Annotated in this window: 24 protein-coding genes; 12 read left to right on the top strand and 12 right to left on the bottom strand. The window is 71.2% G+C overall.

Going from position 1 to position 26,526, the window contains the following annotated elements; translation table 11 throughout:
* The first annotated feature begins 103 nt into the window (after positions 1–103).
* Positions 104–1,015, top strand: coding sequence for an anti-sigma factor RsbA family regulatory protein (locus LV75_RS05045; RefSeq protein ID WP_253885422.1), 912 nt, complete (start codon positions 104–106; stop codon positions 1,013–1,015).
* A 219-nt stretch (positions 1,016–1,234) separates the two neighbouring features.
* Positions 1,235–1,822, top strand: coding sequence for a DUF2867 domain-containing protein (locus tag LV75_RS05040; protein WP_253885421.1), 588 nt, complete (start codon positions 1,235–1,237; stop codon positions 1,820–1,822).
* Between the two features lie 211 nt (positions 1,823–2,033).
* Here LV75_RS05040 and hrpA read toward each other — a convergent pair whose 3' ends face one another.
* A complete protein-coding gene (gene hrpA / locus LV75_RS05035; RefSeq protein ID WP_253885420.1) occupies positions 2,034–5,939 on the bottom strand; it encodes an ATP-dependent RNA helicase HrpA in 3,906 nt (1,301 codons plus the stop codon).
* A gap of 129 nt (positions 5,940–6,068) precedes the next feature.
* Here hrpA and LV75_RS05030 point away from each other — a divergent pair, with 129 nt between their 5' ends.
* The 4 genes from LV75_RS05030 to LV75_RS05015 all read left to right on the top strand — a co-directional run bounded on the left by LV75_RS05030 (position 6,069) and on the right by LV75_RS05015 (position 10,424).
* On the top strand, positions 6,069–6,755 hold the full coding sequence (locus LV75_RS05030) for a response regulator transcription factor (protein ID WP_253885419.1): 687 nt from the start codon (positions 6,069–6,071) through the stop codon (positions 6,753–6,755).
* Positions 6,752–7,783 (top strand): sensor histidine kinase, encoded by a 1,032-nt coding sequence (locus LV75_RS05025; protein WP_425547628.1) that lies wholly within the window; start codon positions 6,752–6,754, stop codon positions 7,781–7,783. The genes LV75_RS05030 and LV75_RS05025 overlap by 4 nt, the downstream gene beginning before the upstream one ends.
* Before the next feature lie 69 nt (positions 7,784–7,852).
* Positions 7,853–9,073, top strand: coding sequence for an NAD(P)/FAD-dependent oxidoreductase (locus tag LV75_RS05020; protein WP_253885418.1), 1,221 nt, complete (start codon positions 7,853–7,855; stop codon positions 9,071–9,073).
* 964 nt (positions 9,074–10,037) lie between these two features.
* Complete coding sequence (locus LV75_RS05015; protein WP_253885417.1) at positions 10,038–10,424, top strand: response regulator; 387 nt, start codon at positions 10,038–10,040, stop codon at positions 10,422–10,424.
* Between the two features lie 14 nt (positions 10,425–10,438).
* Here the strand turns inward: LV75_RS05015 and LV75_RS05010 are convergent, their stop codons facing one another.
* A complete protein-coding gene (locus tag LV75_RS05010; protein WP_253885416.1) occupies positions 10,439–11,680 on the bottom strand; it encodes a GAF domain-containing sensor histidine kinase in 1,242 nt (413 codons plus the stop codon).
* Between the two features lie 165 nt (positions 11,681–11,845).
* On the opposite strand from LV75_RS05010, the gene LV75_RS05005 reads away from it, so the two are divergent.
* A complete protein-coding gene (locus LV75_RS05005; RefSeq protein WP_253885415.1) occupies positions 11,846–12,265 on the top strand; it encodes a DUF6319 family protein in 420 nt (139 codons plus the stop codon).
* A gap of 52 nt (positions 12,266–12,317) precedes the next feature.
* On the opposite strand, the gene LV75_RS05000 is transcribed toward LV75_RS05005, so the two are convergent.
* Positions 12,318–13,091: an enoyl-CoA hydratase/isomerase family protein gene (locus tag LV75_RS05000; protein WP_253885414.1), complete on the bottom strand. Its 774-nt coding sequence runs from the start codon at positions 13,089–13,091 to the stop codon at positions 12,318–12,320.
* 767 nt (positions 13,092–13,858) lie between these two features.
* Here LV75_RS05000 and LV75_RS04995 point away from each other — a divergent pair.
* From LV75_RS04995 to LV75_RS04985, 3 genes are all read left to right on the top strand, one after another.
* Entirely contained in the window at positions 13,859–15,319 is a 1,461-nt protein-coding gene (locus tag LV75_RS04995) for an SDR family NAD(P)-dependent oxidoreductase (protein ID WP_253885413.1), read from the top strand.
* Positions 15,320–15,420: 101 nt separating this feature from the next.
* The gene (locus LV75_RS04990; protein ID WP_253885412.1) at positions 15,421–16,002 is read left to right on the top strand and encodes a hypothetical protein; all 582 of its coding nucleotides are present in this window, start codon (positions 15,421–15,423) and stop codon (positions 16,000–16,002) included.
* Positions 15,999–16,385, top strand: coding sequence for a hypothetical protein (locus LV75_RS04985; protein WP_253885411.1), 387 nt, complete (start codon positions 15,999–16,001; stop codon positions 16,383–16,385). The genes LV75_RS04990 and LV75_RS04985 overlap by 4 nt, the downstream gene beginning before the upstream one ends.
* An 841-nt stretch (positions 16,386–17,226) precedes the next feature.
* Here LV75_RS04985 and LV75_RS04980 read toward each other — a convergent pair.
* From LV75_RS04980 to LV75_RS04945, 8 genes are all read right to left on the bottom strand, one after another.
* Positions 17,227–17,670: a response regulator gene (locus tag LV75_RS04980; RefSeq protein WP_253885410.1), complete on the bottom strand. Its 444-nt coding sequence runs from the start codon at positions 17,668–17,670 to the stop codon at positions 17,227–17,229.
* Positions 17,667–19,277 (bottom strand): sensor histidine kinase, encoded by a 1,611-nt coding sequence (locus LV75_RS04975; RefSeq protein WP_253885409.1) that lies wholly within the window; start codon positions 19,275–19,277, stop codon positions 17,667–17,669. The genes LV75_RS04980 and LV75_RS04975 overlap by 4 nt, the downstream gene beginning before the upstream one ends.
* On the bottom strand, positions 19,270–20,442 hold the full coding sequence (locus LV75_RS04970) for a PP2C family protein-serine/threonine phosphatase (protein ID WP_253885408.1): 1,173 nt from the start codon (positions 20,440–20,442) through the stop codon (positions 19,270–19,272). The genes LV75_RS04975 and LV75_RS04970 overlap by 8 nt, the downstream gene beginning before the upstream one ends.
* Positions 20,443–20,558: 116 nt before the next feature.
* The gene (locus LV75_RS04965; protein ID WP_253885407.1) at positions 20,559–21,554 is read right to left on the bottom strand and encodes a 1-aminocyclopropane-1-carboxylate deaminase; all 996 of its coding nucleotides are present in this window, start codon (positions 21,552–21,554) and stop codon (positions 20,559–20,561) included.
* An 808-nt stretch (positions 21,555–22,362) separates the two neighbouring features.
* Positions 22,363–22,665 (bottom strand): hypothetical protein, encoded by a 303-nt coding sequence (locus LV75_RS04960; protein WP_253885406.1) that lies wholly within the window; start codon positions 22,663–22,665, stop codon positions 22,363–22,365.
* A 215-nt stretch (positions 22,666–22,880) separates the two neighbouring features.
* On the bottom strand, positions 22,881–23,354 hold the full coding sequence (locus tag LV75_RS04955) for a hypothetical protein (protein WP_372504135.1): 474 nt from the start codon (positions 23,352–23,354) through the stop codon (positions 22,881–22,883).
* A 45-nt stretch (positions 23,355–23,399) separates the two neighbouring features.
* A complete protein-coding gene (locus LV75_RS04950) occupies positions 23,400–23,705 on the bottom strand; it encodes a hypothetical protein (RefSeq protein ID WP_253885405.1) in 306 nt (101 codons plus the stop codon).
* 112 nt (positions 23,706–23,817) lie between these two features.
* Positions 23,818–24,207, bottom strand: a complete 390-nt coding sequence (locus LV75_RS04945; protein WP_253885404.1) for a hypothetical protein — start codon at positions 24,205–24,207, stop codon at positions 23,818–23,820.
* Between the two features lie 171 nt (positions 24,208–24,378).
* Between LV75_RS04945 and LV75_RS04940 the strand changes: the two genes are divergently transcribed.
* On the top strand, positions 24,379–24,978 hold the full coding sequence (locus LV75_RS04940) for an alpha-ketoglutarate-dependent dioxygenase AlkB (RefSeq protein ID WP_253885403.1): 600 nt from the start codon (positions 24,379–24,381) through the stop codon (positions 24,976–24,978).
* 467 nt (positions 24,979–25,445) lie between these two features.
* Complete coding sequence (locus LV75_RS04935) at positions 25,446–25,733, top strand: hypothetical protein (protein WP_253885402.1); 288 nt, start codon at positions 25,446–25,448, stop codon at positions 25,731–25,733.
* Positions 25,734–25,755: 22 nt separating this feature from the next.
* On the opposite strand, the gene LV75_RS04930 is transcribed toward LV75_RS04935, so the two are convergent.
* On the bottom strand, positions 25,756–26,367 hold the full coding sequence (locus LV75_RS04930; RefSeq protein WP_253885401.1) for a hypothetical protein: 612 nt from the start codon (positions 26,365–26,367) through the stop codon (positions 25,756–25,758).
* Positions 26,368–26,526: the final 159 nt, after the last annotated feature.

Here is a 26,526-nt window from a genome sequence, read left to right as displayed (position 1 = left end):
GGTCGCCGCGGTGGCGCCACCCGGGTAGGCTTCGCCCGAACTCCGACTCCCCTGGGCGATGGGCACCCGGTCCCCCAGCCCCCCGGTTCGAGGACGTGACCGCATGAGCGCACCGGGTTTCGCCCACGAGGCACTGGTCTACCGCGACGAACCGGGCTACCTGGACGCCGTGGCGGGCTTCGCCCGCGAAGGACTGCAGGCGGGCGAGGCGGTGTTCGCCGTGTTGCCGCCGCGGGGCACCGCGGCGCTGCGCGAGGCCCTGGGCTCCGCGGCCGACGAGATCACCTTCGTCGACGCGGGCGAGGTGGGCCGCAACCCGGCGCGGTTGATCCCCACCATCCGCGCCAACGTCGCCGACCGCCCGGCCCGCGGCGTCGCCGAGCCCGCGTGGACCGGTCGGGGCGAGGCGGAGTACGCCGAGGTCATCCTGCACGAGGCGCTGATCAACCTGGCCTTCGAGGAAGCCAGGGCGCTGCGGCTCGGCTGCCTGTTCGACGCCGCGGCGCTGCCGGGGTCGGTGCTCGACGCCGTCGCGCACACGCACCCGGTGGTGGTCGACGGCGCCCGCGCGGTGAGCCCGGTGTTCGACCACGGGTACGCCCACCACCGCTTCGCCGCGGACCTGCCCGCGCCCGCGGCGGTGTCCGACATGGTCCACTTCTGCCTCGACGACCTCCCGGAGCTGCGCGACCTGGTCGGCGTGCGGGCCAAGCAGTTCGGCATCGCCCGCGCCAGGGCGCTCGACCTCACCCTGGCCACCAACGAGATGGTCACCAACAGCATCTGCCACGGCGGCGAGCGCGGCACCCTGCGCCTGTGGACCGACACCGACACGCTGGTCTGCGAGATCACCGACAGCGGCTACATCGCCAACCCCCTGGTCGGCCGGATCGCCCCGCTGCCCTCGATCCAGGGCGGCCGCGGCGTGTGGCTGGCCAACCAGCTGTGCGACCTGGTGACGATCCGCTCCCGGGAGACCCAGGGCACCACGGTCCGCTTGCACGTCCGGCGCTAGGGCCGGGGGTCCGCGCGGAACCGGACCACGATCCACATCGGACCGGGGTGGCCACCGGCTGAATGCCTTGGCCCCAAAGGGAACGCGCGCCTGCCCGGGCGAGTACGGTTCGCCTTGGGGCCATCCACCGCGATGGCCCGCCTGCGGCCGCCCAGGAGCCGGGTACACCCGGTTCTCCTCGCCGGGGCAGGTGAACGGCCACCGAACGGAGACACCGGTATGAGGCTGCCCGACACCGCGCACACCCGTCAGCCGTGGCGCATCCACGAGATCGCCCCCGACTTCCACCTCGAGGACGTCTGGGCGTTGCCGACGCCCGGCGGCGTCGAGGACTTCCCCCGCCTGGTGCGGCTCGCCGCGAACCGCGATTCCGACGACACGCCCTCCTCAGCCGCCCGCGCGCTGGTCGCGATCCGCCGCAAGTTGGGCGCCTGGTTCGGCTGGGACGCACCGGATTCCGGCCTCGGCTCACGGGTGCAGACGCTGCGCGACCGACTACCCGCCGACCTGTTGGCCGCGCCCGCGGGTCCGGAGTTCCCCAACCGCCCCTTCACTTCCGTCTACCTGACCGAGACCGAGTGGGCGGCGGAGGTCGCCAACCGGACGGTGCACGCGGTCATGCACCTCGCCTGGGTCACCGACGGCAATGGGGGCTACCGGGGGCAGATGGCTGTGCTGGTCAAGCCGAACGGCGCGCTCGGACACGCTTACATGAAAGCCATCGCGCCGTTCAGACACCTCGTCGTCTACCCACCGCTGATCCGGCACTTCGGCCAAGCGTGGCGGACAACCCCACCAAGCGCCTAGAGCCCAACACTCCTCGAAGGTCGCCGGTGCCAAGTGCTCGATGGGGTGGACCTGCTTTGTGTGGGGGACAACACCCGTAGCCTCGTTGGCGGCTGGCTGGGCCAGCTCTTTGGCCCCCAGCTTCTAGGCCCAGCACGGGTGTTGCAGAGGCCCCGGGCAGAGCAGATCCACCCATCGAGCTTTCCGCTCAGCTGTGGAGATCACGGCCCGTTCAGGGGTTCATGGCCTCGATCGCTTTGAGGATGCGCTTGTCCGACACCGGCCCGGGCGTCCCGAGGGTCTGCGCGAAGTAGCTCACCCGCAGTTCCTCGATCATCCACCAGATCCCCCGGACCTCGGGCGTTTCCCTGGCGCTGGGCCGCAACCGCTCGACGGCCCCGTGGTAGGCGTCCTCCAGGTCCTGCACGGTGTGCATCCAGGCCCGGTCGCGGTCCGGCCGCTCCGGGAGCTTGTCCAGCCTGCGCTCCACCGCGCGCAGGTAGCGCTCCAGGTCGGGCAGCCGGTCCACCCCGGTCGCGGTGACGAACCCGGGGAACACCAGGCCCGCGACCTGGTCCTGGATGTCGCGCAGCGGTTCGACGAAGATCGGCCCCTTGGTGCGGGCCAGGCGCGCCTGGACCTCGTTCCAGGCCAGGACGACCTTGCGGACCCGGTCGAGCACCTCGACGGTCGTCTCGTTCAGCGCGCGCCGGACGTGCTCGCGCAGGGCGGTGAACGCGGCCTCGTTCCAGGCCGGACCGCCCGCGCGGGCCATCAGGTGGTCCACCGCGGCGTCGACGCAGTCGGCCAGCAGCGCGGGGACACCCCCGTGCGGGTTGTGCGACAAGGCCAGTTTCGCCTGGTTGGACAGGGAGCGGACGACGTGCTTGGTCGGGGCGGGGACGGTGAGCAGCAGCAGCCTGCGGGTGCCCTGCCACATCGCGGCCCGCTGGTCGGTCGCGGTGTCGAGCATCCGGACCGACACGGTCGCGCCCTCGTCGACCAGCGCCGGGTACGCGGTGACGACGAGCCCGTTCTGCTCGGTGCGGGCGACCTTGGGCAGCGTCCCGATCGTCCACGTGGTCAGGCCGCGCTTCTCCAGGTCCACCGTGGCCTCGGCGAGCGAGGCGCGCAGCTGGGTCTTGAGCTGGTCCTTGAGCGCCACCAGGTCCTTGCCCTTGGCGAGGGTCTTCTCCCCGTCCACGACCTGGAACGTGGTGCGCAGGTGGTCGGGCACGGCGGAGGGCTGCCAGGCCTCGCGCGGGATCACCACCCCGGTGAGGGTGCGCAGTTCGCGGCCGATCGCCTCGGGCAGGGACTCCTCGTCGGGGCGCAGGCGGGCGACCACGGCCTTGGCGAAGTCGGGCACCGGGACGAAGTTGCGGCGCAGGGGTTTGGGCAGCGACCGGATCAACGCGGTGACGATCTCCTCGCGCTGGCCGGGGACCTGCAGCGCGAACCCGTCGCCCGCGAGCTGGTTGAGGACCGCGATCGGGACCTTCGCGGTGACGCCGTCGTCGTCGCGGCCCGGTTCGAAGCGGTAGGTCAGCGGTAAGGTCAGGCCGCGCTGGCGCAGCGCGTCGGGGAAGTCCTGCTCGCGGATGTCGCCCGCGGTGTCGTTGACCAGCATGGACTTGGAGAAGGTCAGCAGGTCCGGGTCCTCGTGGCGGGCCTTCTTCCACCACGTGTCGAAGTGCTTGGCGGAGACGACCTCGGCCGGGACGCGCTGGTCGTAGAACTGGAACAGGGTCTCGTCGTCGACCAGGATGTCGCGGCGGCGGGCCCGGTGCTCCAGTTCCTCCACCTCGCGCAGCAGTGCGCGGTTGTCGCGGAAGAAGTGGTGGCGGGTCTGCCAGTCCCCCTCCACCAGGGCGTTGCGGATGAACAGGTCGCGCGACATCTCCGGGTCGATGCGCCCGTAGTGGACCTTGCGGTCGACCACGATCGGCAGGCCGTAGAGGGTGACCCGCTCGGTCGCCACGACCGAGCCCTGCTTGGCCTCCCAGTGCGGCTCGCTGTAGGTGCGCTTGAGCAGGTGCTCGGCGAGCGGCTCGACCCACTCGGGTTCGATCCGGGCGCAGATCCGGCCCCACAACCTGGTCGTCTCCACCAGTTCCGCCGACATCACCCAGCGCGGCGGCTTCTTGAACAGCGCGGAACCGGGGAAGACGGCGAACTTCGCGTTGCGGGCGCCGATGTACTCCTTGCCAGCCGGGTCGCGGAAACCGATGTGCGACAACAGACCCGACAACAGTGCTATGTGGACGTTCTGCGGCGCCGCGGGCACCTCGTTGGCGTTCACGCCGAGCTGGCGGGCGACCTGGCGCAGCTGGGAGTGGATGTCCTGCCACTCGCGGATGCGCAGGTAGTTCAGGAACTCCGCCTTGCACTGCCTGCGGAACCTGTTGCCGGACAGCTCTTTCTGCTGCTCGCGCACGTACTGCCACAGGTTGAGGTAGCTGACGAAGTCGGAGTCCGGGTCGGCGAAGCGCGCGTGCTTCTCCGCGGCCGCTTGCTGTTTCTCCTGCGGGCGTTCGCGGGGGTCCTGGATGGACAGCGCGGCGGCGATGACCATGACCTCGGTGACGCAGCCCGCCTTGTCGGCCTCGATCACCATCCGCGCCAGACGGGGGTCCACGGGCAGCTGGGCGAGTTTGCGGCCCAGCGGGGTGAGCCGCTTGGCCGGGTCCTTCTCCGCCGGGTCGAGCGCGCCCAGTTCCTGCAGCAGCTGCACCCCGTCGGCGACGTGGCGGCGGTCCGGCGGGTCGATGAACGGGAAGTCCGCCATCTCGCCGAGGTCGGCCGCGCTCATCTGCAGGATGACCGAGGCCAGGTTGGTGCGCAGGATCTCCGGGTCGGTGAACTCGGGGCGGGCGAGGAAGTCGTCCTCGGCGTACAACCGCACGCAGATGCCGTCGGAGGTGCGGCCGCAGCGGCCCTTGCGCTGGTTGGCCGAGGCCTGCGAGACCGGCTCGATCGGCAACCGCTGGACCTTGAGCCGGTTGCTGTAGCGGGAGACGCGCGCGGTGCCGGGGTCCACGACGTACTTGATGCCGGGGACGGTCAGCGACGTCTCGGCGACGTTGGTGGCCAGCACGACCCGGCGGCCGCTGTGCGCCTGGAAGACCTTGTGCTGCTCGCCGCTGGAGAGCCGCGCGTACAGCGGCAGGATCTCGGTGTTGCGCAGGTTCCGGCCGGTCAGCGCCTCGGCGGTGTCGCGGATCTCGCGCTCGCCGGAGAGGAACACCAGGATGTCTCCTGGTCCCTCGGCGCACAGTTCGTCGACCGCGTCGAGGATGCCCTGGGTCTGGTCGCGGTCCGGGTCGGCGTCGGGGTCCTCCGGGTCGACCAGCGGCCGGTAGCGCACCTCGACCGGGTAGGTGCGGCCGGACACCTCCACGACCGGGGCGTCGCCGAAGTGCCGGGAGAACCGCTGCGGGTCGATGGTGGCCGAGGTGATGACGACCTTGAGGTCCGGGCGCCGCGGCAGCAGCCTGGCCAGGTAGCCGAGCAGGAAGTCGATGTTGAGGCTGCGCTCGTGCGCCTCGTCGATGATGATCGTGTCGTAGGCCGAGAGCAGCCGGTCGTTCTGGATCTCGGCCAGCAGGATGCCGTCGGTCATCAGCTTGACCAGGGTCCGGTCGCCGACCTGGTCGGTGAAGCGGACCTTCCAGCCGACCGTCTCCCCCAGCGGCGTGCCGACCTCCTCGGCGACCCGCTCGGCGACCGTGCGCGCGGCGATCCGGCGCGGCTGGGTGTGCCCGATGAACCCGCGCACCCCGCGCCCCAGCTCCAGGCAGATCTTGGGCAGCTGGGTGGTCTTACCGGACCCGGTCTCACCGGCGACGATGACGACCTGGTTGTCCCGGATGGCGGCGAGGATGTCGTCGCGGCGTTGGCTGACCGGTAGCTCTGCCGGGTACTTCAGCGCGGGCACGGACGTACGGCGGCGTTCAACGCGCGCGCGTGCGGCTTCGACCTCTTCGGCTACCTTGCCGAGGCTGGCCTGCCTGCGCTGCGGATCCTTGGTCTTGCGCAGCCCATCGAGCCTGCGCGCTAGCCGCCGCTCGTCCCGCAGCATGAGCTCGGGAAGGGCAGCGCGCAGGTCGGCAAGACCAACCGTGGTGTCGGTACTCATTTGCCCCCAGCCTAGGCAATGGTCCCGGTCGGCTTCACCTCGGTTTACCCGATCTCCGGCGGGCCTACCTGCACACAACCTCCACAAGCCGCGCGGATGTGGCGCACACGCGGTGCTTAGAGTCACCCCATGGGGAACAGGCGCCGAGTCCTTGTCGTCGAGGACGAGCTCACCATCGCCGAGTCGGTCGCGGCCCGGCTGCGCGCCGAGGGCTTCGAGGTCGACCTGGCCCACGACGGCCCGGCCGGGGTCGACGCCGCCGAGCGGACCCGGCCGGACCTGGTGGTGCTCGACGTGATGCTGCCGGGGTTCGACGGGCTGGAGGTGTGCCGCCGGGTGCAGGCGCGCCGCCCGGTGCCGGTGCTCATGCTCACCGCCCGCGACGACGAGACGGACCTGCTGGTCGGCCTGGGCGTCGGGGCCGACGACTACATGACCAAGCCGTTCTCCCCGCGTGAGCTGGTCGCGAGGGTGCACGCGCTGCTGCGCCGGGTCGAGCGGGCCGCGCAGACCGAACCGGACCAGGCCATGACCGTGGTCGGCGACCTGGAGGTCGACCCGGTGCAGCGGCGGGTCCGCCGCGCCGGGGTTGCCGCGCACCTGACCCCCATCGAGTTCGACCTCTTGGCCTACCTGGCCGCCCGCCCGCGCGCGGTGCAGCCCAGGGAGCGGCTGCTGGCCGAGATCTGGGGGTGGGGCGACGCGGCGGGCACCCGGACCGTGGACAGCCACATCAAGGCGCTGCGGCGCAAGCTGGGCGCCGACCTGATCCGCACCGTGCACGGGGTGGGCTACGCGTTGGAGGTGGCGGGGTGAGCACGCTGCGCAGCCGGGCGCTGACGGTGCTGGAGCTGCTGCCGCGCCCGCTGGACCCGGTCCGCTCGATGAAGTTGAAGATCAGCATCCTGCTGGTCGCCGCGGGCACCGTCGGCCTGGCCTACTTCTGGCTGGACGTGGGCTGGATCCCGGCCTGGAACTCGATCATCGCCATCCTCGGCGCCGTCGTGGTGTCGCAGGTCCTCGCGCACGGCATGACCCGCCCGCTGCGGGACATGACCGCCGCGGCCAGGGCGATGGCCCGCGGCGACTACTCGCGCCGGATCCGGGTCACCGCCCGCGACGAGGTCGGCGAGCTGGGCCGGGCGTTCAACCAGATGAGCGCCGACCTCGACGCCGCCGACCGCAACCGGCGCGAGCTGATCGCCAACGTCTCGCACGAGCTGCGCACCCCGATCGCGGCGCTGCAGGCCGTGCTGGAGAACGTGGTCGACGGGGTGAGCGAGCCGAACCCGGCCACGATGCGCACCGCCCTGGCCCAGACCGTGCGGCTGAGCAGGCTGGTGACCGAGCTGCTCGACCTGTCCCGGATCGACGCGGGCGCGCACCCGCTGCCCCGCGAGGACGTCGCCATCGAGCCGCTGCTGGCCGAGGTGGTCGCCGAGGCCGAGGTCAACGCCGCCGCCGTCGGCCGCTCCATCCGGTTCACCACCACGGTGGCCCCCGACGCGCACTCGGTCGCCGCCGACCGGGAGCGGCTGCACCAGGTCCTGGTCAACCTGCTCGACAACGCCGTGCGGCACGGCCCGGCCGACGGCCGCGTCTGGGTCAGCGCGGCCCGCTCGACGGCGGGCGTGCTGCTGGAGGTCCGCGACGAGGGCCCCGGGATCGCCGTCGCCGAACGCGACCTCGTCTTCCGCCGCTTCACCCGGGGTGAGAAAGCCCGCGGCGGCGGTACCGGCCTCGGCCTCTCGATCGCCCGCTGGGTCGTAGAGCTGCACGGCGGCACTATCGCGGTCGTCGACTCCACACGGGGCTGCCGCATCCGGATAGTCCTGCCTGCCTAGGCGGCTCGAGCGCCTGGAGTCCGTGTCGGACGGTCCGGCACCCCGGTGCCCCTCGGTACGGTGGCGGACGTGGCAACGGAGACCGACATCGTCGTAGTGGGCGCCGGACTGGCTGGACTGGCGGCGGCCAAGACGCTCAGCGCGGCGGGGCGCGAGGTCGTGGTGGTCGAGGCCGACGAGGCGCCCGGCGGCCGCGTGCGGACCGACCGGGTGCGCGGGCTGCTGCTCGACCGCGGCTTCCAGGTCCTCAACGCCGGCTACCCCGCCGTCCGCGACCTGCTCGACGTGGAGGCGCTCGACCTGCGCCCCTTCCTCCCCGCCGCGATGGTCAGCGACGCCGCGGGCCTACACCTGCTCGCCGACCCGATTCGCGAACCGGGCAGACTGCGAGAGACCTTGCGCGCACCGGTCGGCTCTCTTACCCGCAAGATGATGCTGGGCGCCTACGCCGCCGCCTTGGCCGCCGCACCAGCCAAGACACTACGAGACCGCGACGACCGCCCGTTCCGTGTCCGGCTGGCCAACTACGGCATCACCGGCCCCCTTTACGACCGCTTCGTCCGCCCATTCCTGTCCGGCGTCTTCCTCGACCCAGACCTAACCGTGCCGAGCCGCTTCGCCGAGTTCGTGGTCCGCTCGTTCGCCCGCGGGACGATAGGCGTGCCTGCCGCGGGCATGCGCGCCATCCCAGACCAACTAGCGGCAGCACTACCGCTGGACACGATCAAGTACAGCTTCCCCATCCGCGAAGTCCACCCCGGCCGCGTCACAGGCGACTTCGGCACAATCACCGCTCGCCACGTGGTCGTCGCAGTGAGCGGGACGGTCGCGCATGCGCTCCTCGGAGACCGCATCCCCCGCCCAGCCACCCGCGGCTGCCTCACCTACTACCACCTAGCGGACTTCCCACCCATCCCCGAAGCCGTCATCGTGATCGACGGCGACCACCGCGGCCCAGTAATCAACACGGTGGTGTTGACGAACGCCGCACCGGAGTACGCCCCAGGCGCCACCTTGGTGTCTTCGACCGTCCTCGGCACCGACGACCCCGGCGAGCCTGCCGTACGAGCGCACCTGGCCGCGATCTACCACCAAGACACCACAGCCTGGCAACACGTTCGTACCTACCAAATCCAGGAAGCCCTACCCGTCCACACCGGCCCCCTACGCAAACCCACCACCCTCCCCAACAACCTCTATGTCTGCGGCGACCACCGAGACACCCCCTCCCTACAAGGCGCCTTGGTCTCCGGCCGCCGCACCGCTAAAGCAATCCTCGCCGCGCAATAGCCCACCCCTCTCCGCCTTACGCCTCCGTTGCACACCCGGCACTCGCTGTCTCCACCCCGCCCCGCGCAAGATCATCTGCCGCAAGAGCCCCCGATATACAGCCTATTGACGGATCCCGACAGAACCGGCTCAGCGACCACGGCCTGTGGACACCAGAACACGTTGTGGACAACCACCCGCCAGCCCACCACCCCAGCCCCCTGCACCCTCGGCCCCCTGCGGTGCCAGCCCAGCACCCGTCAGGTCCACCCCAACCCACCTGCTCAACCCCTGGACACTCGGAACGGCCGGTGCCAGCCCAGCCCGCTCTCGTCGGCCCTGCCAACCCAGCACCTGGACACTCGGACCCTGCGGTGCCAACCCGCCCCCCGTCAGGTCCGCCCCAGCCCACCTGCTCAGCGCCTGGACAGTCGGACTCGCTGGTGCCAAATGCTCGATGGGGTGGACCTGTTTTGTGTGGGGGAGCGGCAGCCGTAGCGTCGTTCGCAGCAGGGCCATGCTTTTGGGCCCCTGCTTTGCGGTCCTGCCACGGGTGTCGTAGGGGCCCCGCGCAAAACAGGTCCACCGCATCGAGCTTTTACGCATTGTCGCGGATCGGGCCCGATGTTGCCGCCAGGCAACGAGGCGTCCGATCCCGGGTCGCGATGCCGCAGGCGAGCCGACCCGAAGGTCTGAACCCCTTCCCCCGCATCCCCAACCACGGCCTACGTCAAGATCAACCTGATCGAAAGCCCCCAAATACACAGCCTACCGAGACCCACCGACACAACGAGAGCATCAACCAGCACCCAGTGGACAACCACAACCGTTGTGGACAAACACAACCAGTCCACAAGATCACCCACCAAAAGCACCCCCTCCACAAAGGATCCCACCACAGATCCCCACCCGGATCCCCACCCCAGATCCCCAGCCCCAGCCAACCCCCGCTGCCATTTCCCCACCCACCCCCCACACTGTGGGGATGGTGGCACCCGAGCGGGCAATGCGCGTCCTAGTAGTCGACGACGACGAGGATCTCGTCGATCTCATGGAGATGTGCCTGACCACCTACCAGGGCTGGGACGTCCAAGCTGTCACCTCCGGCGTCGAAGCCCTCGAGCGCTGCCGCCGGGACGCCCCCGATGCCGTGCTCCTCGACGTCGACATGCCGGTGCTCGACGGGCCTGGTGTCCTGGCGGCGCTGCGCGCGGACCCCAGCACGTGCGCCGTGCCCGTCGTCTTCGTGACCGGGGCGGCCGAGCCCGCGCTCAACCAGCGCCTCTGCGCGATGGGCGCCGCCGCGGTGTTGTCGAAGCCGTTCGACCCGCGGCGGATCGGGGCGGAGGTCGCGTTGATCCTCGGTTGGTAGCGACCACCAGCCACCTACCACCAGGGGCGGTCTTCGTCCTCCGGCCCGTCCGCGGGCAACTGCACCTCGAACACGCTCCCGCCGCCCTCCGCCGGGTACGCGCGGATCGAGCCGCCGTGCGCCTCCACGATCCCGCGGGTGATCGCCAACCCCAACCCCGCGCTGCCCGCCTGCCGCTGCTGCGGGAGCTCGAACTGCACGAACGGCTCGAAGATCGCCTCGAGGTGCTCCGGCGGCACCCCCGGCCCGCGATCGCGCACGGTCAGCGTGGTCCAGTTCCCGCGCCGCTCGGCGGCCACCTCGACCTTCGTCCCCGGCTCCGACACCCGCACCGCGTTGGCCAGCAGGTTCGTCAGCACCTGCACCAACCGGTCAGCGTCGCCGCGCAGGTGCAGTGCGTCCTCGCACGCGACGGCGACCGGGACCTGGGCCGTGCGACTGGCGTGCTCGACCGAGTGCACGGCGTGGTCGACCACCTCGGCCAGCGCCACCCGCGCGAAGCGCAGCCGCAGGTCGCCCCGGCGCATCCGGTGCAGGTCGAGCACGTCGGTGGACATCCGGACCAGGCGGTCGGCGTTGCGGGCGGCGATGGCCACGAGCTTGCGCTGCGGGGCGGCGAGCTCGCCGAAGTCGCCGGAGAGGGCCAGTTCCAGCGAGCCGCGGATGGAGGTCAGCGGGGTGCGCAGTTCGTGGCTGAGCACCGAGACGAAGTCGGTGCGGGCGCGCACGGCGTCGCGCTCCCACTGGGAGGCCTGCACGACCGCGCACTCCAGTTCCACCCAGGCGGCGAGGTCGCGCAGCAGTTCGCGCTCGGCGTCGTCGAGGTGGCGCACGACCATGTCGACCACGCAGAGGGTGCCCACCAGGTGCCCGGACGGCCCGGCGATGGGCTGGCCCGCGTAGAAGCGGATGTGCGGGTCGCCGACGACGTGCGGGTTGTCGGCGAAGCGGGGGTCGGCGGTGGCGTCGGGGATCTCCATCAGGGTCGGCTCGGCGATGGCGTGCGAGCAGAACGAGACGCTGCGGTGGGTCTGCTCGGCGTCGAGGCCGACGCAGGACTTGAACCACTGCCGGTCCACGTCGACCAGGCTGACGAGCGCGATCGGGACGTCGAGCAGGCGCTGGGTGAGCCGGGTGATCCGGTCGAAGCGCTCCTCGCGCGGGGTGTCGAGCAACCGCAGTGCCTTGACCGCGGCCAGCCGCTGGATCTCGGAATCCCACCCGGCACCGGACACCCGACCGCCTCCCGTCGCCACGATCTCCCCCGTCGAGTATCGAGGCGCTGACCAGGCCGTTCACCCCTGGACCGGAGGTACGCCCGATCGAGTGACACCGGCGGGAAGCCGACCCGGCGATCTCGAACAGGCGAACGAGTGTTCTAATTCACCGGATTCACCAGGCGTCGTGAGAGGGAGTGGATCTTGTCCACCGAGACCGAGACCGAGCAGGCGGAGACCGTGGCGACCGACGAGTCGTCGACCCCCGCCGCAGCGCCCGAGCAGGTGGCCGTCGCGGAGCAACCCGCGAAGAAGCCGAGGGCGCCGCGCGCCCAGAGCACCGCGAAGAAGACCCGCACGGTGGAGCTGACCCTCACCGTCACCGGCACCGCCGAGGGCGAGTGGCAGGCCGAGCTCAGCCAGGGCGGCAAGCGCGTGCTGCAGGGCCTCAGCGTCCCCGCGGCCGCCGTGTCGCGGGCCGCCGCCGAACTGCACGAGGACATCTCCAAGGCCATCGAGACGGTGATCGACGCCGCGCGTGAGCAGCACCGCGCGCGGATGGAGGAGCTCGAGGCGGAGTTGTCCAAGGTCAAGGCGGCTCTGGCCGACCTGCAAGAGGGCTGAGTCCGATCACGAGGAAGGCCGTCCACCCCCGGGTGGGCGGCCTTCCTGCTCGTCACCGCCCGGTGAAGTCCGCGCGGCCGGGGCCGTCGGCCAGGAACGAGCGGACGCCCTCACGCAGGTCGTCGGTGTCGAAGAGGGCCGAGGCGATGGCAGTGGTGTTGGCGGTCGCCTCAGGCAGTCCACCGGTCTCGTAGTGGCGCAGGATCTGCTTAGTGGCCGCGTGCGCGCGGGTGGGCCCTTCAGCGAGCAGCGTCGTGTAGGACAAGGCGGCCTCGTCGAACTCCTCTTCGGGGAAGACCTCGTTGACCACGTTCCAGGCACTAAGCGTCTCGGCGTCGTACTTGTCGCCGGTGAGGACCATCTCCTTGGCCCTGGCGACCCCCGCGCGAGCGGCGAGCCGCTGGGTGCCACCCATCGTCGGGGTCAGCCCGATCACGCTCTCCACCAGGCCGAACCGGGCGTGCTGCACCGCCAGCAGCAGGTCACACGCCAGGGCGACCTCGAACGCCCAGGTCAGGCACAGGCCCTGGGCAGCGAACACGGTCGGGCAGTCCAGCGCCGCGACCCGCTCGGGCAGCTCCAACATCACGTCGAACAGCGCCTTGGCCTCCGCGGCGGAACGCTGCGCCCCGAACAGCGCCACATCGACCCCACCGCTGACGATCTCACCGGTCGCCCGGATCAACACCGCCCTGGGCGGGTTCGCCTCGATGTCATCAAGCGCGACGGCGAAGCTCTCGTGCAACGCCACGGTGTAGAGGTTCAACGGCGGATCATCGATCGTGAGCACCGCGACCGACCCGACCCGCTCCAACACCACACCCACGACTCCTCCTCCGCTGCCTGGTCCATGGCTATCACGCCGGATCCCCGCCCGCCGGACGCAAGGGCTCGGGCCACTTCCCGCGCACCAACACCCACGACTCTGCCGCGAGCCCCTGACCTGCGGCTCCGACTCCGCCGAGTGCCCCCCATTCACCCGTTCCAGGGACAGAAGTTATCCACATGTCGATCTTCGCCCCCCGCTTCCCAAGATCCACTGTCGGTAGGGCCCAGTAGACTGGCCCTGGGGCCGCCCCCCGGAGAGGGTGGGGGCTGCGCCCCGGACCCGCGCGCGGGGGGAGTTGTGCGGGGAGGGTCTTGAGCTGCCGTTGGTTGTGACCGCGAGCGGGTCTGGAACGGTTGGTTCGGGTGGTACGCGGGAGCAATTCGCGCGGTCGGATACACCGGGATTCGGGGCAACTTGATCACCCGGGCACGACTTCCGCTCGTGCGCCGGGCCACGGGGCGCCCGACGTCCTGATGCCCTGGTCAACGCCACCAGGCCGCCTCGATATTCACCCGTCTCAGCGACAGAAGTTATCCACATCTCGATCTTCAGAACCGCCGTCGAAGATCGACAACTACCCTGACCTGGTAAGATGGGCCTGGGGACGCCCCCCGGAGAGGGTGGGGGCTGCGCCCCCGGACGCGGGCGTGCGAGGGGGGCTGGGTGGGGTGCTCTTGGGCTGCCGCGGTGGGGGGCGGGCAGGGGGTCGCCGGGGGTGTCGGGGGGCGCTTCTACAGTGGTGGCTCACCGAGGTGGGGATGGGCATGACGGCGACTCAGGACGCGGCGGCGCGGGAAGATCTGGGCGGGGGGATCGACCCGGAGCGGATGCGCGCGTGCCTGGCCGTGCTCGCGGAGGTCGAGTTACTGCCGCCGGAGCACCCGGACGCGGTCGCGGTGCGGCGGGCCACGGCGGGGGTCTTCAAGGAGGTCCGCAGGCGGCGCAAGGCGGAGCGGCGGGCGGCGGTCACCGAGGCCGACCGGGCGGTCACCGCGGCGACCGCGACGGGCGCGCCGAACCGGATCGACGACGAGACCCAGGGCATCCCGCTGGTGTCGAACACGCCGGGCGCCACGGCGGGCACCCTGCTGCGGGCCCGCTCCTGCTACACCTGCAAGCAGCGCTACCACCAGGTCGACGCGTTCTACCACCAGCTGTGCCCGAGCTGCGCCGAGCTGAACCGGGACAAGCGCGACGCGCGCACCGACCTCACCGGCCGCACCGCGCTGCTCACCGGCGGCCGCGCCAAGATCGGCATGTACATCGCGCTGCGGTTGCTGCGCGACGGCGCGCACACCACGATCACCACCCGGTTCCCGCGCGACGCGGTGCGCCGCTTCGCCGCGATGCCCGACGCTGGGGACTGGCTGCACCGACTGCGCGTGGTCGGCATCGATCTGCGCGACCCGGCGCAGGTCGTCGAGCTCGCCGACACCGTCGCCGCGCGCGGGCCGCTGGACATCCTGATCAACAACGCCGCGCAGACCGTGCGCCGCTCCCCCGGCTCTTACGCCCCGCTCGCCGCGGCCGAGGCCGACCCGCTGCCCGCGGGCGCGCTGCCCGAGATGATCACGCTGGGTGACGCGGCCGCCGTGCACCCGGCCGCGCTGATCGGCGGTGAGCACACCCCGCACGAGGTGCACCCGCTGACCGCGCTCGCACTGACGGCGGGCTCGGCGACCCCGGAGCGGATCGCGGCGAACACCGCCATCGACGCGGGCGGGCTGGTGCCGGACCTGCACTCGGTGAACAGCTGGACGCAGCGGGTGCACGAGGTGGACCCGCTGGAGCTGCTCGAGGTCCAGCTGTGCAACCAGACCGCGCCCTTCATCCTGGTGAGCAGGCTGCGCCCGGCGATGGCAGCGGCGGCCGCGCGGCGCAAGTACGTGGTGAACGTCTCGGCGATGGAAGGCCAGTTCAGCCGCGCCTACAAGGGACCGGGGCACCCGCACACGAACATGGCCAAGGCGGCGCTGAACATGCTGACCCGCACCAGTTCCGAGGAGATGCTCAACGACGGCATCCTGATGACCGCTGTGGACACCGGCTGGATCACCGACGAACGTCCACACCCGACCAAAATCCGGTTGGCGGACGAGGGTTTCCACGCGCCACTGGACTTGGTCGACGGCGCCGCGCGGGTGTACGACCCGATCGTGCGCGGCGAGGCGGGCGAGGACATCCGCGGCTGCTTCTTGAAGGACTACGCCCCCGCGCCTTGGTAGCGCGCCAGTGATGTGTCGGTGATGCGTCGCAACCTCCCTTACGCCAACGCGTCTTTGTCGATGTAAGACGGAGAGCGGGCAATCGGAACAGGGTGGGGACCATGAAGGCATTGGGCGGTTTAGTCTTGGGCGCGGCGGTTGCTTTCGGCGCTGTGGGGTGCACCACGGTCCAGGCGGCCGATGCCGCCAACCAGCCCACCCTCGGTACGACCACATCGGCCCAAGCCACCGGCTCCGCCGCGTCCACCCCCGAGTCGGAGGCGTCGTCGGCCACCCGCAAGGTGCCCACGACCGGCAAGGCCACGACGACCACGACCACGACGCACCGGGTCACCACGACCACGTCACGGCCGGTGACGAACGCCGCCAAGATCGTCAGCTTCACGGTGGTCAGCAAGCCCGCGTGCCCGGTGCTGGCCAAGCCGGGCGCCCCGTTCTCCTCGCCGGGCGCGCCCGTGGTCATCGCCTGGAAGATCACCGGTGCCGAGGGCGCGGCGATCTCGGTGGACAGCCCCGGCATGTACGGCTCCTACGGCAGCGACTACGCCGCCTCGGGCCAACTGGAGCTGTCGTTCCCGTGCGAGACGACCCCCGGCAAGACCACGCACACCTACACCGTTTGGCCCAAGGGGTTGAAGACGGTCTCCCAGTCGTTGACGGTCAGCGCCACCAACAACACATGAGCACCGTCCAGAGTGGACCGAAAGCCGCACGGGTGAACCGCGGTGGAACGGGTACTTCCCGGGTAAGAGCTACCGAGAGGCCCGTGGTCACCGTGCGCAAGTACTTCCTGGAAGCCTTCCTCGCCGCCGCGGGTGCCACCGCCTGCGCCGCGCTGGCCATCCACTCCGAGTCCACCACCTGGTCGATCATCGCGATGCTCCTCGGCGGCGTGGCCGTCGCCGCTTTCGCCGCGAGCTTGCGCTCACGGCAGGCGGTCACCCCGGCGGCGCCTCGCAAACGGCGGAGGGGACCGCGGAAGCTGGGGGCGCGGCGGCCGTTTGGGAGTAGCCCTACGACGACGGTGGCGCCGGTTCGGCCGCGGATGGGGCATAGGTCGCGTTAGGGGCGTGCTGGGCTGGGGGTCGGCCTCGTCGCCTGGCGGCGAGCTCGGCGAACCGGGATCGGACGCCTCGTTGCCTGGCGGCAACATCGGGCCCGATCCGCGACAATGCGGAAAGCTCGATGGGGCGAACTTGTTTTGCGTGGGGCCCCTACAACACCCGACGCAGAACCGCAAAGCAGGGGCCCAAAAGCAGGCCCTGCCGCTGACGACGCTACGGGTGTTGTCCCCCCACGCAAAACAAGTCCGCCCCATCGAGCCGGCCTGGCACCAGCGACTCCGACTGTCCACGCGCTGGGCTGGCAGGGCAGCCGAGAGCGGGCTGAGATGGCACCGCCAAGTTCCGAGTATCCAGTGGCTGATCAAGTGGGTTGAGGCGGACCTGACGGGGGCTGGGCTGGCACCGCTGGGTCCAAGTAGCCAGTGGCTGGGTGGGCGGAGTAAGGATGCCGGGCCCCGGCTTCCCACCGCCTCGTCCTGCGACACCCACCGCGCATACCGCGTCTCACCTGCGGTTTTCCATTCCGGGGACCCTCCCCTGCGCACCCCAGCCCCCACCACACCACGGGGGGCGTCCCCGGTGCCAGTCTACCCGGTGTGTGCCGCGCGGAAGGGGGTGGCGGAAAGCTGTGGACGGGCGGAGGGGTTGTGGACAACTCCGACCTGGGCGGATTGCGGCGTGGCGGAGAAGTTCACTCTGGAGAGGCGGACCGGAACGCGGGAGGCGTGGGGGCTTGAAGGCGGCGCGCGCGTCGATCAGTACTGGGGGCCGAGCGGAACAGGAGCCCGAGCGGATGAGGGGCGGCCCGGGTGGTCAATGTGCTGACCAGGGCAAACGCCGGGGTTAGCGGGGGAGTTTCACCACGGTCACGAAGAACTCATCGATCTTGCGAATGATCTCGATGAAGCGGTCGAAGTCGACCGGTTTGGTGACGTAGGCGTTGGCGTGGAGTTGGTAGCTGCGCAGGATGTCCTCCTCCGCCTCCGAGGTGGTCAGCACGACCACCGGGATCATGCGGAGTTCGGCGTCGGCCTTGATCTCGGCGAGGACCTGCCTGCCGTCGAAGCGGGGGAGGTTGAGGTCGAGCAGGATCAGGTCCGGGCGGGGGGCGTCGGCGAACTGGCCCTCGCGGCGCAGGAAGCTGACGGCCTGTTCGCCGTCGCGCACGACGTGCAGCTGGTTGCGGATCTTGTAGTGCTCGAACGCCTCCCGGGTCATCAGCACGTCGCCGTCGTCGTCCTCGACCAGCAGGACGTCGATGACCTTGATGTCGGTGGAGTCGTTCATGGGTGCGCCTTCTCCGAGGGGGTTTCGTCGAGGGTACCGACCGCGCCCGCGGCGGTGTCGGCGACCGGGAGGGTGAACCGGAACCGGGTGCCCGGCTCGGTGGACCGCTCGATCCAGATGCGGCCGCCGTGGTATTCGATGATCTTGCGGCACAGCGCGAGGCCGATGCCGGTGCCGGGGTAGGCGTCCTTGCCGTGCAGCCGCTGGAAGATCACGAAGACCCGCTCGGCGAACTCCGGTTCGATGCCGATCCCGTTGTCGCGCACCGAGAACAGCCACTGCTCGCCGTCGCGCTCGGCCTCGACGCGCACCACGGGGGCCGCCTCGCCGCGGAACTTGACGGCGTTGCCGATCAGGTTCTGGAACACCGCGGTGAGCAGCGGCGCCTCGCCCAGGACCGTGGGCAGCTCGCCGACCTCGACGACCGCATCGGCGTCGGCGATGGCCTCGGCGAGGTTCGCGGTGGCCTGGCCGACCAGCTCACCGCAGGCCACCGGGACCCGGTCGCGGGCGTGCCGACCGACCCGGCTGAACGCGAGCAGGTCGTTGATCAGCACCTGCATCCGCTTCGCGCCGTCGACGGCGAACCCGATGTACTGGTCGGCGCGCTCGTCGAGCTGACCCTTGTACCGGCGTTCGAGCAGCTGGCAGAAGCTGGCGACCTTGCGCAGCGGCTCCTGCAGGTCGTGCGAGGCGACGTAGGCGAACTGCTCGAGCTCGGCGTTGGACCGCTTGAGGTCCTCGGTGCGCGAGTCGAGCTCGGCGTTGACCTGCCGCTGCACCGCGACCTCGTCGAGGATCCGCTTGCGCATCGAGTCGACGTCACCGGCCAGTTCGGTGACCTCCTGCGGCCCGCTGACCCGCAGCTCGTGCTGGAAGTCGCCGTCGGCGACCCGGCGCACCCCGCCCGCCAGTTGCGCGAGGGGCCCGGCGACCGCGGCTCGCAGCGCAACGGTGACGAGCAGGAACACCAGCAACAGCACGAATGCGATCGCGACGCACACGGTGACCAACAGGTTGGCCGCGTCGGCAAGTGCGATCCGGCCGCGCTCGCGTGCGGCGTCGAGTTCGCGTTGCAACCCGGTCACCGCGGTGCGCACCGAGTCGAAGCGTTGCTTGCCCTCCTCGGTTTGCGCGTCACCGCCCACCCCGGAGGTCTCGATGCGACCGATGGTGGGCCGGGCGTAGTCGCTGCGCCAGCGCTCCATGTCGCCCTCGATGCCGCGGATGCGGTCGAGCAGGTCGGTGCGCACCACGATGATCTCGCGCAGCCTGCTGATCGCCCTGCGCTGCCGCTCGATCCCGCTGTCGTAGGGCTGCAGGAACTCCGGCTTGGCGGTCAGCGCGTAGCCGCGCAGGCCGGTCTCCTGGTCCACCACGGCGGCGTCGAGCCGCAACGCCTCCTGCACGGCGGGGTCGATGCGGTCGACGATCGTGGTGCGCGCCTCGGTCAGGTTCGCGATCGCCAGCCCGCCCGCGATCACCGCGCCGACGAACACCAGCACCAGCACGCCGATCGCGACGCTGAGCCAGCGCCGCAACGGCCACTTGGCCCGGCCCCGGCGGTCGCGCGACCAGCGCGGGGCAAGCTGCGCGGACTCAGGCACCGGCGTCACCGGCGACCCGGGTCAGCAGCATCGCGGCCACGTCGTCGACCAGGTCGCCCTCGTTGAGCACGCACACCTCGTGGATCAGGTCGTCGAGCACGCCCACCCGCCACCCGGGGCCGCGGCTGGCGAGCGCGCCGACGAGGTCGGCCAGCCTGCTGACGCCGAGCCGCTCGGCCGTGTCGCCGGTGCGCCCCTCCACCAGGCCGTCGGTGTACATCAGGACCGACCACCGCTCGCCCAACTCGACGGCCGCCGACGGCCACGCCGCCTTCTCCAGCACACCGAGCGGAACGCCGACCGGCGCCCGCAACAGGCTCACCGCGCCGTCGGCGACCAGCACCGGCGGCGGGTGACCGGCCAGCCGCAGCCGCGCGCCGCGCCGGTCCGGGTCGACCGAGAGCATGCACACGGTCGCGAACAGGCCGTCGAGGTGGCGCTCGTGCACCAGGACCCGCTGCATGGTGCCGAGGACCTCGTCCACCGGTCTGCCCGCCAGGACCAGCGCGCGCCAGGCGACCCGCAGGTACACCCCGAGCGCGGCCTCGTCCGGGCCGTGGCCGCAGACGTCGCCGATCACCGCGTGCACGGTGCCGTCGTCGGTCTGGACCAGGTCGTAGAAGTCGCCGCCGAGCAGCATCCGCTGGCGGCCGGGCTGGTAGGTGAAGTCGCGGTCGAGCCGCGGGTCCGAGAGCACCGGGGTGGGCAGCAGGCCGCGCTCGAGGCGGGCCTTCTCCTTGGCGTAGAGGCGTTCCTCGCGCAGTTGGCGCTGGATCTCCTCGCTGCGCACGCGTTCCACCGCGTAGCGGATGACCCGGCTCAGCAGGTCGCCGTCGACCTGCCCCTTCACCAGGTAGTCCTGGGCGCCCGCGGCCACCGCCGCGACCCCCTGCTGCTCGTCGGCCAGGCCGGTGAGCACGACGACGGCCACGCCGCCGCCCGCTTCCTCGAGCTTGCGCAGGGCCTGCAGCCCGGAGGCGTCGGGCAGGCCGAGGTCGAGCAGGACGCAGTCCTGGCCAGCCAGCAGCGGCTGGGCCTCGGCCAGGGAGTGCGCCCTGGTCAGCCGGATGGGGGCGTTGACGTCGGCGAGCAACTCCTCGACCAGCAGCGCGTCACCCGCGTCGTCCTCCACGAGCAGGACGCGGACCACATCCCGCGACGCCACCACAGCATCCATACACACCGGCTCCAGGCACTGGGCGTCAGATCAGTCGCCAGATCGTAGCCGTGGATCGGTCCAGTGACCGCCAGGCGCGTTCTAAACGTGAAACTCGCGACTGCCTAGATCACCGCGCTGTAGCCGTTGATCGCGGGTTGGCCGCCGAGGTGGGCGAACAGCACGGTGTCGGCGCGGGCGATCTCACCGGTGGCGACGAGGTCGATCAGGGCGGCCATCGACTTGCCCTCGTACACCGGGTCGGTGATCATCGCCTCGGTGCGGGCGGCGAGCCGCATCGCCGAGAGGGTCTCCTCGTCCGGGATGCCGTAGGTGCCGCCGTGGTAGCGCTCGTCGAGGATGACCTCGTCGGTGAACTCGGTGTCCAGCAACACCGCCGTGCGCCGCGCGATGCGCTCGACGGCCGCCCGGGTCTCGGCGGGCTTGGCGGTGATGTCGACGCCGATCACCCGCCGCCGCTCCCCCAGCGCGGCGAACCCGGCGAGCATGCCCGCCTGGGTGCTGCCCGTCCCGGACGCGACGACGATCGTGTCGAACCGGACGCCCGCCGCGCGCTCCTGCTCGAGCAGTTCCACCGCCCAGCGCGCGAACCCGAGCCCGCCGAGCGGGTGGTCGGAGGCCCCGGCCGGGATCGCGTACGGCTTGCCGCCGCGCAGGTCGACCTCGGTGAGCACCTGCTGGTAGCTCTCCTTGATCCCGATCCCGAACCCGGCCCCGACGAACCGCGACGTGGCCCCGAGCAACCGGCTGAGCTGGACGTTGCCGACCTTGTCGTAGACCGAGTCCGGCCAGTCCACCCAGGACTCCTGCACCAGCTGGCAGTTGAGCCCGAGGTAGGCGGCGACGGCGGCGACCGCGCGGGTGTGGTTGGACTGCACCCCGCCGATCGAGACCAGCGTGTCGCACCCGCTGGCCACCGCGTCGGCCGCGAGGTACTCGAGCTTGCGGACCTTGTTGCCCCCGAAGGCGAGGCCGCTGTTGCAGTCCTCCCGCTTGGCCCAGATCCGCGCCCCACCGAGGTGGTCGGTCAGCCGCGTCAACGGGTGCAGCGGGGACGGACCGAAGGTGAGCGGGATGCGATCGTGATCTGCCAGCGCCATACCCGCGACCGTACCCCCGCCCCGGCCTTATTTCCCGGCCAAGACGCCCCCTTCGCCGACTCCTCCACGACCTCCTTGCCGCTCCGCGCACCCGACTTGTCCACAACCTCCCCCACCATCCACAGCCAACCCAACTCCCCCTTGACAAGCCCCCCAACCCGATATCCTCGAACGTGGGACCCCGAACCCCGGGTGGGCGGGCCCCCGGCGTCGAGTTGATCATGAACGGCGGCGGGTGGAGGTGGGGTGGGGACGGCGGGAACGGGGCGGGTTCGCGAAGGGCGAACAAGGGGCGAAGAGGAGGAAGCGGGTGCGGGCTGGGGATGTGGGGGGCAGGCGGGGACGAGGGCTACTGGGAGCAGCTCGTGCAGGGAGACGCCGCAGTCGTCGATGGCGTGAGCGGGCTGAGCGGCGTCAAACCGCAGGATCCCGAACGTAGTTGGGAGTCGGGCGCAGATGCGGCGAACCTGGGGCGAGATCGGGGGACCCGGGGAGCGCGCGATCCGGGCGGGGGCAAGGTGTGTGAACCCGCCCCGGCGATGGCTAACAGGTCGGGTGTGAGCGAGGCCCAGGCATCAGCGCGACGGTGTAGTGAGTGGCGCGCCCAAGGTGCGGCGGATTAAGCGTGAGCACAACAGGCTGAATGCGTGCCGGGCAGTGGCGAAGGAGTCCGGCGCATGCCAGACGGCGGCACGTTAAAAGCGGCAACCAAAGACATTGCGAGTGGTCGCGATCAGAATCGGGAATGCGGTTCCCCACGAATCGGAACGACGCCCAGCGGTATCCGAAACCGATACCGAAAAGAGGGCTAGTCGTTATTGCCCGCGCGGCGGTAGATGTCGGTGATGAGTTCGGCCAGGCCCGCGGGGAGCTGGTTCACGGCGTCGGTGACGCCCGGGAGGCGGATGCTCTCCCCGGCGTTGACGACCCGGTCGCGTTCGGCGGCGGGGTAGCGCCAGGACTCCGCGTGGCCCGCGGGGCAGGGCAGCTCCATGACCGCCAGCTCGGTCCCGCCCTGGCCGTCGGGGCGGGGCTGCTGCCAGCGGATCATGCCGTCCGGTTCGCAGTGGTGCGGGCAGGTCCGCTCGTCGTCCGGGGGGTCAGGCGGCACGTGGGACCTGGCCTATTCCCCCGCAGCGCGGGCAGAAGTCCTTGCGGTTGGGGGCCAGGCCGGAGCCGAGGCACTCGGGGCACTCACCCGTGCGCACCTGCGGGTGGGGGTGACCGTGCATCGTCGTGTGTTGCCGCGCGTGAGTCCGCATGGTCACCAGGATCCCGTACTCCGTCCGGTCATGCCAGCACCCCCCGCCGCCCGAATGGCCGGGCTCACGGGCGGGCCTCGTGGCCCTCGGCGCCCCGGGTGCGCCTGGCCTCCTTCAGCTCCGACTCGTACACGTGCCGCCTGCCCCGCAGCAGCTCGTCGCGCACGGACTTCTCGGCGGCGCGGAAGTGGGCGACGTAGTCGTCGTCGTACTCCTCGACGATCTGGAAGGTCCAGCGGCCCGGGAGGACGTTGCGGCCGACCAGGTCGGTGCGCAACCGCTCGGCGATCTCGGCGTGGCCCGCCTTCTCGAGCAGGTCGGCCGCGGTGCCGAGTTCCAGGTCGGCGGAGCCGGTGAGCTGGTGGAACGAGTACAGGTGACCGCGGGCCCGCTCGACGGTCTCCAGCGCCTCGGTGAGCTTGCCGACCGCTTCGACGGTGGCGTCATCGACACCATCGGGGCGGCGGGCGGGATCGAGATCGGAGCAGCGGCGGGCGGGATCGGGGCGGTCGTCGGGGGGAGGTTTTTGCTGGTGCACGGTGTGGTCAGTACCCGTTCCGCCGCGCGGGTATGCGCGCGCCGGTCACGGGGCGCGGCGGTCGAGCAGGCCACGGGCGCGCACCAGGGCGGCGCGGGCCTCGATCTCGCGGCCTGCCATCAGGTGCCCCCGCGCCAGGCCGACGGCCTCGGCCGCGGCGAGCACCAGGCAGGTGTCGCCGGTGGCTGCGGTCCGCGCGAGCGCGCCGAGCAGGTCGTCGGCGAGCGCCCTGGCCGCGGCGGCCGTCGGCGGGGTGATCATCGCGGCGAGGGCGGTGTCGACCGCGCGGCGCAGGTCGAGACCGGGGGATGGGGTACCGGGGAAGGGCAGCGCGTCCAGTTGCCGTGTCATCGAGTTCTCCCAGGGGTCCGGCGCTTCGTTGAGCCAGTCAGCTGAGATTGCCCGCTGGAGCGCCACGGGCTGAACTCGGAGCGGCAGGGTCCACTCGTCCGGGTTAAGGACGTTAGATCGAACGGCGCTCGAAACCGGGTGCCGGGCGCGGCACCGGGAGCACCGGCGCGTCCTGCAGACCGGCGAGGGCGTGCTCGAGCGCGACCCGGGCGGCGGCCGGGTCGGCGGCGGCGATGGCGGTCCGGACATCTTCCACCGGACGGGTGATGAGGCAGGTCTCCCCCGCCGCGGCGGTCCAGGCGAGCCCGGCCATCAGCTCGGCGCTCGCGGCCGGGCCGGTGGGGTCGGTCAGCACCCGCTCGATGGCGGCGCGCAGGTGGGTGCCGAGTCTGGTCGGGGCCACCGGTGCGGCGACCGGGCGGGCGGCGCGCTCGCGCAGCGGGCCGCGGCCGGTGGCGACGCGCGCGGCGGGTGAGTGCGGTGCGGTGACGGGTGTGGCCATGGAGGTACCTCGATCTGGTGGGCGAACGCGGATGGGCGACGAGGTATACCCCGATCGCGGCGGTGCGAAACCCGCGCGCGCGGCGAAACGCACGACGTCGCCGCGTGCCAGTCTGCCAGACCAGCACAAATCCGGCGGGAAATGAACACGTGTTCGATTAGGGTGGTGGGCATGTTCCAGACCTCGCTGCTGGAGCCCACTCCCGGCGTGGGCCCATTGACCCTGGCGCACCGCACACAACTCGGCGATGGTGCTTGGGTCGACGTGCTGCCGGGGTGGTTGCACGGCGCGGACGGGCTGTTCACCGCGTTGGCCGACGGGGTGCCGTGGGTGGCGGAGCGCCGCGAGATGTACGACTCGGTCGTCGACGTGCCGCGCCTGCTCGCCTTCTACCGGGAGGGGATGGCGCTGCCGGACCCGTTGCTGGACGAGGCAAGGGGAGCGCTGTCCGTCCACTATGAAACCCGGTTCACAACCGCGGGCCTGTGCCTCTACCGCGACGGCCGCGACAGCGTCGCGTGGCACGGCGACCGCGTCGGCCGGGGGTCCCATGAGGACACTCACGTCGCGGTAGTCTCGCTCGGCGCCACCCGCCCGCTGCTGCTGCGCCCGCGCTCCGGCGGCCCGTCCCGGCGATTCCCACTGGCGCACGGCGATTTGCTGGTGATGGGTGGTTCGTGCCAGCGGACCTGGGACCACGCCATCCCGAAAACCACCCGACCGACGGGACCGCGGATCAGCATTCAATTCCGACCACGCGGCGTTCGCTGACGCTATTTCGGGACTGGTTCGATCCACGTGGCGTTCGTTGCCCCAATTCGGGGCTGGTTCAATGGCGATACCTGCCATTCACGGGACAATTTCTGCGTCGATCCCGATCTGAGCAGCCCTCAAAACACAGCTTACCGGCGGGCACCGACAGAACGGGTGGATCGACTGCCAGGCCTGTGGACAACTCGTGCGCAGCCTGCCGAGGTGGTGCGCATCGACGGTTCACGCGATGGCCCGATGGCACCACCTTGAGGATCGCCGCCGCGAACACCGCCAACGGCAACGCCTGCCCCGCGGCAACTTCCAGCCCGCAGCGAAAGCGGGCACTGCCGCACAGAACCGCGCCGAGCACCGCGGCCCCGCACGGCCCACCCGAACACCGCCCGCGACGACCTCGACACCGGGTGCTCACGGCCGGTATCTTGATAGCGGATACTGGCTACGACTGACCTAGGAGCGCGCGGGGCATGGACGCTGGTGACGTCGGGCGGTTGTTGTTCGGGCGGCCGAGCAGGTTGCGGTTGGCGCTGTGGATCCACACGCACGCCGGGCCCCGGTTCTTCCAGTCGGAGCCGCCGAAGACGGTGATCGCGCAGAGCGCGTGCGGGGTCGAGCTGACCCGGTTGGTGGACCTGGGGATGTTGACCGAGCACCGGGAGCCGGCGAACCGGCGGGTGTACTACGAGCGCACCCGCAGTCCACTGTGGGCGATCATCACCGCGGCGGCGAAAGTGGTGGACCCGGTGGACAAGTAGCGCGGGTCCACCACGGCGGCCGTCACTCGGTGGGCGGGACACCGCCGTCGGGCGGGGTGCCGTCGGTGCCGTCCTCACGGCGGGGCGGGACGCCCTGTTGGCCGTCGGTCCCGCCTTGGCCCATGCCGGGGCCGCCCGCGCCGCGTTCGGTGATCGTGGTCGCGGTGGCCGTGTCGCCGGACTCGGTGGCGATGATGGTGACCGTGTCGCCCTGCTCGATGGCCTGGCGGACGGTGTTGGCGTCGATCGTGTAAGTCTTGGTGTAGCCGTCGACGCTCTTGGCGGTGACCGAGGTGTCGTTGATGGCCGTGACCTCCCCGGTCTGCAGCAGCCGGGTGCCGTACTTGCCGTCGCTCTCGGACACGGTGAACTCGCCGTGCAGGGCACCGGCCACGCCACCGGCGCCGCCGCGGCCACCGCCGCCGCCCATGCCCATGCCGCCCGCGCCCCGACCGCCACCGGTGGCGTTGTCCGCGGTGGCCCCGCTGGCGGCGTACACGGCGAACCCGCCAGCGGTGGCGATACCGACGGCGACGACACCCGCGGCGGCGGTCTTCTTCCACGACCAACGCGGTTGTGCGCGCTCCGCGACCGGGGCGCCCCAGGTCTGCTCCGGGGTCGGCTGCTCCGTCATGCTTCCTCCTGGATCCCTCCGCGGCCTGCTGACCGGCGGTAGCACCAACGATCGCGATCGACCCTGTGCGCGCGCTGTGCGGCAGGTGGGCATGGCCTATGACCCGCCCCGCCCACCGAGAGGGAATCGGACACAGCTGGTACACAGGTTGGGCACAGC

This window comes from Actinokineospora diospyrosa, from assembly GCF_024171925.1.
Classification (GTDB): Bacteria; Actinomycetota; Actinomycetes; order Mycobacteriales; family Pseudonocardiaceae; genus Actinokineospora; species Actinokineospora diospyrosa.
This window is presented reverse-complemented; position numbering and strand designations above follow the sequence as displayed.